Genomic DNA, 9,046 nt, shown 5'->3' on the forward strand with positions numbered 1-9,046 from the left:
GGGGGGGGGTTCTTCCCCCCCCGCCCCCGCCCCCCCCCCAACCCGGGGCCCCCCCCCCCTGGCCCCCTGCATCCGAACTTCGTTCGGATCTGCTCAAGCGCCGCAGGGGCTGAAAGGTCTGCTCAAGCGCCGCAGGGGCTGAAAGAGCTGGTAGTCGGGCTAGGTTGCCGAATCGTCCGGCCATACCCCGATGTGATCCGTCTCCAGCTCAAGCGCCACCCGGTCCCGCATCCCCAGCGTCTGTGTGTACTCGGCGGGGAGTTGGAGGCGGCCGGCGCGGTCGAGCATGGCGTACTCGCGGGCGATCAGGTGTTCCTCGCCCGTGGTCTCGTCCACCCGCGTACGCCGCAGGACCTCCGTGGACGTGCGGCCGTCGCGGATCGCGACCGTGCGGCGGACCTCCGTGGCCACCGTCTGGTCGTGCGTGACGATCACGATCGTCGTGCCGAGCTCCTCGTTGGCCGCGCGGAACGACTCGAAGATCATCCGCCCGGTCGCCGAGTCCAGCTCACCCGTGGGCTCGTCGGCGAGCAGCACCTCGGGATCGTTGGCGAGCGCCACGGCGATCGCGACCCGCTGCTGCTGACCGCCGGACAACTGGGCCGGCCGCCGGTCGCGCAGCTCGCCCACGCCGAGCAGCTCGAGCAGCTCCTCGGCCCGCGCCGCCTTCTTCGCCCGGCTGCGCAGGTTTCGGCCACCGCGCAGCTGCATCGGAAGCGCCACGTTCTGCGCCGCGGTCAGATACGGCAGCAGATTGCGCGCCGTCTGCTGCCAGACGAAACCGACGATCTCGCGGCGATAGCGCAGCCGCTCCTTGGCGCCCATCGACAGCAGATCGCAGTCCGCCACCTTCGCCTGGCCCGCCGTGGGCTCGTCGAGGCCGGCGAGGATGTTCATCAGCGTCGACTTGCCGCTGCCGGACGCGCCCACCAGAGCCATCAACTCGCCCTTGGTGACGAGCAGATCGAGGCCCTGGAGCGCCTGCACCTCGATCCCGTCGGCCGTGAAGATACGGACCAGACGGTCGCAGGAGATCAGCGCGTCATGCCCGTACGCGGGCCGGTCGCGGCGGCTCGTGGCCCGCTGTTCCAGCTCGGCGAGGGTCACGGCCGTCGTCTCGGAAGTGGTCATCGCGAATCTCCAGCCCTGAGTTCGGTGAGGGAGGTCTGCCGTGCCGTCCACCAGGCCTGTACGAGGGCGACCGAGACGGCGAGCAGCACCACCCCGCCCGCGGGCACCAGCAACGACCAGGGATCCATGCGCAGTTGTACGTCGCCGAAGACATCGGCCTGAGCGGCGAGCGCGATCTGGCCGAGCTCGAGCCCCGGCGCGAGCAGCTCCATCGCGGCGACGGCGACCAGCGCACCGCCGACCGCGGCGAGCAGCGCCTGCGGCAGCGCTTCGAGAACGAGCAGCCGCCTCGCCTGCCCCTTGCCGAGGCCCATGGTGCGCAACCTCGCGACCAGCGCGGTGCGTTCCGGCGCGGACTGAAGGAGCGAAAGCAGCACGGCCAGTACGGCATAGCCCGCTCCGGCCGCCACCGCGAAGCCGTACACCGTCTCGGCGCCGCTCTGCAGCGGGGAGTCGGCCATGGCGGCGCGTTCCTCGGTGCGCTGCTCGAAGGCGATGGAGTCGCCCGCGGTGGCCACCGCCTCGCGCAACTTCGCCGGGTCGTATCCGCTGCCCGTGGCGAACAGCGCGCTGTCGTCGGCGTCCGGCAGCCGGCTCGCGTCGATCAGCAGGAAGTCCGCCCCGAAACTCGCGGGCGTGGTCTCGCGCACCCCCGTCACCTTGGCCGTGAAGTCGCCCGCCGGGGTGCGCAGGGCGTTCTCGCCGCGGCCGAGCCGCTCGGCGGCCTTCGGTGTGGCGAGCGCGGGCAGGGCGCCGGAGCCGGGGGCCTTCAACTCGCCCGGGGAGAAGGTGCCCAGACCGGTGCGCGCGGACAGCCGCGCGTAGGACTCGGGGTCCACCGCGATCAGCGTGATCTCCTTGCCGCCGTCGGGCATCCGCATATTGGCGTCGAGGTAGACGGGGCTGACCTCGCGGATGCCGTCGAGGGCGCGCAGTCGGCCGGCGAGTTCCTTCGGCAGCGACTTGTTGGGCTGCGCGTTGACCCGTACGTCCGCGCCGACGGCCTGGAGCGCCGCTTCGTCACGCGCGTCGGCGATCCCGGCGATCACCGAACCGCCGAAGGCCGCCGTGGTCAGCGCCACGAGCAGCGCAAGCAGCGGCAGCGCCTGCGCGGCCGAGGTGCGTCCGGCCCGCGCGAGCGACAGGAAGCCGATCGCTCCGCGCCGGCGCATCAGGGGACGGCCGGCGATACGGATGGGCAGCGGATAGAGCCGTACGAGAAGCAGCGCGGCGATCAGGGCCACCATCACCGGAGCGGCGCTGACCAGACCGTCCGCGTCCTCGCTGCCGCGCCGGCGCAGGGCCACCACGGCGCCCACGGCCAGGACGAGGGCGGTCAGTTCGGCGATCGTGCGACGCGGCGAAGGCCTGGCGTCGACCAGGTCCTCGCGCCCGCCGTGGGCACGCAGCCGCAGATGGCCGACGACCGCGCGTACCGGCAGAGCCGTCACCGCGATCAGCGCCACGAGGGCCGCGCCGACGACCGAGGGGACGAGCCTGCCCTCCGGTCTGACCAGGGTCGCCAGCCACCAGCCGAGCGCGGCGGCGGGCAACGCGACCACGGCGGTCTCGGCACAGATCCGGCCGGTGATCCCGCGCACCGAACCACCGCGGGCGCGCAGCAAGGTGATCTCTCCGGTGCGCCGTGCCGCGGTGAGCGCGCCGGTCATCAGGAGGACGACCAGGGCGACGGCGCCGATACCGAATACGGCGACGGACACCACGGGGCTGATCGCCTCGCGCGCGGTGCTGAACTGGGCGAGGAGAGAGTCGAGTTCCGTACTCACCGAGATGGCCGAGGAGCCGGTGACATCGCTCAGCCGGGACAGGGCCGGGCCGTTCTCCAGCGAGGCCACACCCTCCTCGATGCCTGGCAGATCGGCGCTGTCGAGGCTGTCGAGGGCGAGCGGAATCCGCCAGTACAGATGCGGGTTGGGGTCGAGCGTCACCAGGAACGTCGAGGACTCGGGCGCGAGGAGCAGGCCCGCGCGCCAGTACTTCGCGGGGGTCGGGGCCGGCGGGCTGAGGGCGATGGAAGGGGTGCGCAGCGTGGGGTCGAAGGACCAGTAACTCCCCTGGGGGTTGAGCGGCTCGACGAATCCCGTGACCTTTACGCCCACCGGTGCGCGGCCCTCGACGGGGAAGTGGATGACCGCACCCAGCTTGATCTTCAGCGCCTTGGCCGTCGCCACGGTCACCGCGGCCTCGGCCTGCTCGCTGGTGGCCGTGCCCCCCTCGCCCTGCGGCAGCCGGCCCTCGACCACCCGCGCGTGCCGGTCGACCCCGGCCTGCGTGGAGATCACGAACTCCGGTTCCTTGCCCTCCGGCCGCGGCAGCCAGGCATCGCGCGCCTTCTTGGGGCGGTTCGTCTGGGCGCCGTAGGAGACCTCGGAACGGTCCGGAGTCAGCGGGTGCTTCAGCTCCTCCAGGATGCCCGGCAGGGCCTCGCGGATGACCCGGGGATCGACCTGTTGCGCAAACGCGCCCTCGTAAGCGCTGCCGGTCGCCACGTCGACTTCGATCCCGTTGCGGTCGGCCCCCGCCTCGATCAGCTGCGTGCGCAGGCCCTGTGTCTCGTACGTATCCACGGCACGCGGAAACACCGCCGCCAGGAACGCGGTCACCAGGACCAGGAGCGCCAGCGCCACCGACGGCATGGGCGCGGCCTTCAGACGGGTCCGTACCCAGGGTGCAACAGCCTTGGCCCGCATATCAGTTGCCCCCTTCGTGGCGCAGCGAGACCACCGGATCGGCCCGCCTGAGTGCGATCGCCGCGACGACGAGCAGCGGTACGGCCGCGACCGCCGCGAGCAACAGCGCCACCCGGCCGAGCGGCAGCTCCACCAGGACCGACGGCACGGGCTTGCCCGCGTCGCCGGTCAGCACGATCAACGGCACGACGGCCCGTGTCAGTACGGCGCCCAGCGCCAGGCCGACGGCCAGGGCGAGCCCGATGAGGACGCCTTGTTCGGCGGCGATCAGCCGCGCGAGCTGACGCTGCGGCGTGCCGAGGGCGCGCAGCACCGAGAACTCCGCGGCCCGTTCCCTGAGCGATCCGGCCGCGCTCACCGCGAAGCCCACGGCGGCAAGCGCCGCGGCGACGAGAGCCACCGCGAGCAGCGCGGACTGCGGGCCGGCACCGAGCGGATCGTCCCGCAGCTCCTGGGCCATCTCCGCCCGTACGAGGACCTGTTCGGGATCGACATCGGGCCGCGCCCGCAGGGCGTCGGCGACCTGCTCGGCCTTGCCCGGTTCGCCGGTCAGCCACCATTCGCCGGGGATGAGCTCCGTCTGGGCCTTGTAGGCCCTCATCTCCTGGGCCGCCCGCAGATCGAGCAGCACCGCGCCGCCATTCGCGGTGCTCGTGGGCAGTTCGGGCACCACCTTGACGATCTTGACCTGCAACGGACTGCTGGACAGCGGCAGGTCGAGGGTGGCGCCGAGCTCCGCGCCGCTCGCCTTGAGGAAGCGTTCAGTCACGACGGCGGCGGGCACGGGGGGCGCGGTCCGTACGACGGCGATCCCCACCTTTCGGACCGAAGGCCCGACGAGGGAGGCCACCGGAGGACTGTAGGCGGCCGACAGCGGCGCGTCGGACGTGCTCGTGGTCTCCACCGGCACCAGCTCGGGCAGCTCCGCCGACTCGGTGGCGCCGTCCTGCGCGGTACCGGCCCACTTGAGACGTCCGGACGGTGCGATCACCTTGCCGTCGGAGCGGATCGAGGTGACCTGGAACGTGTGCTGCTCGACCTGGTCCCGGGAGGGCGGCACTTCGAGGGTGAATCCCGTCAGCGTGAACGGTCCGGTCGCGGGCAGCTCCGCACCGACGGTGCGGGTACGGCCGTCGGCGGTCAACTTTCCCAGCGGCAGGGTCCGCTTGGTGCCGTAGCGGTCCTGGACCTGGGCGCTCACCGCTATGTCTCCGGTCTCGGTCGGCTTGTCGGAGGCGAGCCGTACCTCGAACTCCGCCTTCCCCGCGGCGGCGGGGAAGGCCACCCCGTACGAAGGTGCCTTCTTCTCCAGCAGAACGTCCCGCAGCTCCTTGCCGCTGCCCAGGTCTTCGCGCAGCAGCAGGCCGTCGGCCGCGTGCCGGATGTCGAGGGCGAGGAGGTCCGCGGTGCGTTCCCCGGACAGCTCCATGGTCCTGCGCACCGCGGGCGCCGCGTCGCGCACTCCGGGGAGCGAGGAGTACACCTCTCCCTGGGACTCGTTGGGCACCCGCCCGCCCTGGACCCGTAGGTGCGTGCCGACATTGAAGTCGGCCTGGTCCTCCTGGGACCAGTCCCAGGACGCCCCCTGGCCGATCGCCAACATGCCCATGGCGACGGCCAGTACGAGCAGCAGCACCGGTCCGGCACCGCGCAACGGGCGCCGGCTCAGCTGCCAGCCGGCCAGTGCGCCGGGCAGTCCGCGCCCCTTGGCGGCCCGGCGCTCGCCGAGCTTCGCGGCCGGCGGCAGCAGCCGCAGCGTCAGGATCGTGCCCGCGGGCAGCGCGAGCGCGGGGGCGCCGACCAGCAGCGGGTCCACGCCCAGATCGCCCTCGGTGTCCCCGCTGAGCACACCCCCGCCGGAGGTCTGCCGGTCCAGCTGCCAGTACGCCACGGCGGCGATCACCAGGAGGCCGACGTCGGCGCCCGCGCGGACCGGTGCGGGCAGCGACTTCATCCGGACCGAGCGGCGCATCCCGGTGAACGACAGCGCGGGCGCGACCACGGCGGTCGCACAGCCGAGCGCCACGACCAGCGCGACCAGCCACACGGCGAAGGTCGGCGCGGTCTCCAGCTCGAGACCGATGCGTTCGAGCGCGCCCTGACCGGCCAGGAGTTTCGTCAACGGGCCCGCGAGCAGCGGCGCGAGCAGTGCGGCGGGCACCGCGAGCAGCAGCGACTCGGCGGCCGAGAACCAGGCGACGCGGCCGCGGGAACCGCCGCGCGCCACGAGGAGATCCGTTTCTCCGGCGCGTTCGGAAGACAGCAGCCGTGCGACGAGCAGCAGGGCGTAGCCCGCGAGCAGGATCAGCTGGAGCGCGACGATGAGCAGCGTCGAGCGGGCCACGAGCAGGGAGCGTTCGGCCCGTTCGAGCACGGTGGGCAGTTCGGTGTCCGCGGTGAGCCCCGTGCTGATCCCGGAGATCTTCGCGAACTGCTCGCTGCCCTTCGCGGCCGACTCCTTCAACTCCGCGATGCGGTCCACGCGTACGTCACGGAAGTCGGCGGTCGCGAGCCAGGCGCTGTCCCCGGGCTTCACACGGCTCTTGGCGAAGGTGGCCGGGTCGGTCAGCAGCGGGCCGTAGGTGGTGAAGTCGAGCTTGCGGGCACCGCGCCCGTTCAACTCGTCGACCTGCCAGTACGGATCCGTGGCGTCCTTGGGCTGATAGACGCCGGTCACCTGCACGGTCACGGGCGGGCCGTCGAGCCGGTCGGAGAGCTTCACGGGCGGGCCGCCCGGGGTCAAGTCCAGTTCCTTGGCGGCCGATTGGGGGAGCGCCACCTGGATGGCGCCCTTGTCCGTGGCCTTCGGCCAGGCGCCCTCGACAAGCCGGATCCTGGAACGGTCCAGGTCCGCGAGATGGGTGAGATACGGATCGCCCGCGCGGTCCTGCGGCGCCTGGAAGGAGCGCGGCAGCGCATACGGGCTGGACTTCTCGTACGCGCGCAGGGAGACCGGCAGTCCGTCGAAAACGCGCCGCGCCCCGGCCTCGACCTTCCGTTCGAGCTCGGCTCTTTCCCCGGGCGCGACATCCGTCCGTACGACCAAGGACGCCGGCGCCGCGGAACGTGTCAGCAGCGAGTGGCGCAGGGCCGCATCGCCGATCGCCCCGGAGAAACCGGTGAGGGTGGCGAGCACGGACGTGGTCAGCAGGACCGCGAGCAGCGCGGCCACGAGCAGCAGCCGGTGGGCGCGCACACGCAGAAAGATGAACCCCGTCACCCGATCACCGGTCCCCGTCCCCTGGGCGGAGCCCCCGCTCCGTAGCCCTGAACCGTGACTCTTTCAGGTCGGATACGGGAAGGGAAACCGCTCTCTGGTCGAATTTGACCAGATCGTGACCGCAATACGGGGAGGGAGCACCGCATTCCGGAAAGGAGCGGGCTCTCCTGCTCAGCCCGCGGTGTTGACCATCGAGGCGGCCGCGTACGTCAGGTAGTTCCAGAGCGTGCGGTCGTGTTCCTCGGAGAGCCCGAGCTCGTCGACCGCCGCGCGCATGTGCTTCAGCCAGGCGTCATGCGCGGCCCGGTCCACCTGGAACGGTGCGTGCCGCATCCGCAGCCGGGGATGGCCGCGGTTGTCGCTGTACGTGCGGGGGCCGCCCCAGTACTGCATCAGGAACAGCGCGAGCCGCTCCTCGGCCGGACCGAGGTCCTCCTCCGGGTACATCGGCTTGAGCAGCGGGTCCTCGGCAACCCCCTGGTAGAAGTGGTGCACCAGGCGCCGGAAGGTCTCCTCGCCGCCGACCTGCTCGTAGAAACTCTGCTCCTGAAGCGTGCCGCGCGGGATCTCGTTCACTCCTCCATGGTCTCAGACCACTCGGCCGAGGACCGGGGGACTAGGACTCCTGTCCAGCGGCTCCGGCAGGCGCGGGGCCTCGCATCCGGGAGCAAATCGCAGCACAGTGGGTATATGGGTGCGCCCTTTGAGCCCGAACAGCCCGAGCCCCAACAGCCCGGTCGGTCCGGTCGGTCCGGTCGGCCCGGTGGGTCCGGTCGGCCCGCGCCGCTTCCGCCCGACGCGCGGGGCGGCGAGGACCCCGCCGCCGCGGCTGCCTCCGTGGCGCGTGCGGACCTGGTGCGGGAGATCGAGGAGAGCGGGGCGTTCGACGGCGAGCCCCGGTGGCGGGAGGTGTTCGCCGAGGTCCCGCGGCATCTGTTCGTGCCGTACTACTACGCCTCGGTCGCCGGCGGCTACGAGCGGCTGTGGGGCGAGGATCCCAGCCCGGCGCGCAGGCACCGCTGGCTCAAGGGGGTCTACGCGGACGCCCCGCTGGCCACCAGGGTGCGCGACGGCGAGCTGGTCTCCTCCAGCAGCCAGCCCTCGCTGATGGCGAAGATGCTGGCCGAACTCGACGTCCGGGACGGGCAGTCGGTCCTGGAGATCGGCGCGGGCACCGGCTACAACGCGGCGTTGCTCGCCCACCGCCTAGGCGACGGCCTGGTCACCACGGTCGACCTCGAACCGGAGATCACCGAGGCGGCCCGCCGGCATCTGGCCCGGGCCGGCTACCGTCCGGCGGTCGTCACGGGCGACGGTGCGCGGGGGTGCGCGGCCCGTGCCCCGTACGACCGGATCATCGCGACCTGCACCATGTCGACGATCCCGCGGCCGTGGCTCGATCAGTGCCGGCCCGGGGCGCGGATCCTGGCGCCGCTGGCCACGGGGCTCATCGCCCTCGAGGTGCGCGACAGCTCGCACGCGGAGGGCCGCTTCCTGCAGACGCCCGCGTACTTCGTCCCCCTACGCGGCGATACGAGGGATGCCGAGCGTCCCCGTTACGCGTCCTCGCTCCCGCGCCGTATCGCCCAGGACGAACTCTTCCGCTTCCTCCTCGCCCTCACCTCGGGCTCCCTGGATCCCGAGGAGGCCTTCGCCCTGTGGCGGCGCGAGGCCCGGCCGACGAGGGAGCGGTTCGGGGTGACGGTGGAGTCGGGGGCGGTGTGGGCCTGGCTGGATGATCCGTCGGGGCCGTATGTATGGGCGCTGGGGTAGCCGGTTTCGCGCCGGACGAGCCGCACACGCCGACGCCCGGCCTCCCGTACGGCGGGAAGCCGGGCGTGTGGGACCGGGGGGGGTAGGGCGTCTCTTTCGGATCTTGCCGGGGGCGCGGGGTCTGGCACGCGCATCTGCCGCGTTGTCGTCAGTCGCCGACGCTCCGCGTCGACTCCCTCCTCCGCCTTGCAGCTGCACGCACCAGACCCCG

The 9,046-nt window shown here is 72.3% G+C and carries 5 protein-coding genes; 1 reads left to right on the forward strand and 4 read right to left on the reverse strand.

Features of this window, described 5'->3' with window-relative positions; all coding sequences use genetic code 11:
• Positions 1–159 precede the first annotated feature (159 nt).
• The 4 genes from JAO81_RS34280 to JAO81_RS34295 form a co-directional block, all read right to left on the reverse strand.
• On the reverse strand, positions 160–1,131 hold the full coding sequence (locus JAO81_RS34280) for an ABC transporter ATP-binding protein (protein WP_199551887.1): 972 nt from the start codon (positions 1,129–1,131) through the stop codon (positions 160–162).
• The gene (locus tag JAO81_RS34285) at positions 1,128–3,842 is read right to left on the reverse strand and encodes an ABC transporter permease (RefSeq protein WP_199551888.1); all 2,715 of its coding nucleotides are present in this window, start codon (positions 3,840–3,842) and stop codon (positions 1,128–1,130) included. Before JAO81_RS34285 ends, JAO81_RS34280 begins: the two co-directional genes overlap by 4 nt.
• Before the next feature lies 1 nt (position 3,843).
• Positions 3,844–7,062, reverse strand: coding sequence for an ABC transporter permease (locus JAO81_RS34290; RefSeq protein WP_199551889.1), 3,219 nt, complete (start codon positions 7,060–7,062; stop codon positions 3,844–3,846).
• A 171-nt stretch (positions 7,063–7,233) separates the two neighbouring features.
• Complete coding sequence (locus JAO81_RS34295) at positions 7,234–7,638, reverse strand: globin (RefSeq protein ID WP_199551890.1); 405 nt, start codon at positions 7,636–7,638, stop codon at positions 7,234–7,236.
• 114 nt (positions 7,639–7,752) lie between these two features.
• Between JAO81_RS34295 and JAO81_RS34300 the strand changes: the two genes are divergently transcribed.
• Positions 7,753–8,835 carry a methyltransferase domain-containing protein gene (locus tag JAO81_RS34300; RefSeq protein WP_199551891.1) on the forward strand — a complete coding sequence of 361 codons (1,083 nt, stop codon included), beginning with the start codon at positions 7,753–7,755 and terminating at the stop codon, positions 8,833–8,835.
• Positions 8,836–9,046 lie beyond the last annotated feature (211 nt).

Origin of the sequence: Streptomyces sp. N35 (genome assembly GCF_016464295.1) — a bacterium.
In the GTDB taxonomy this organism is placed as follows: domain Bacteria; phylum Actinomycetota; class Actinomycetes; order Streptomycetales; family Streptomycetaceae; genus Streptomyces.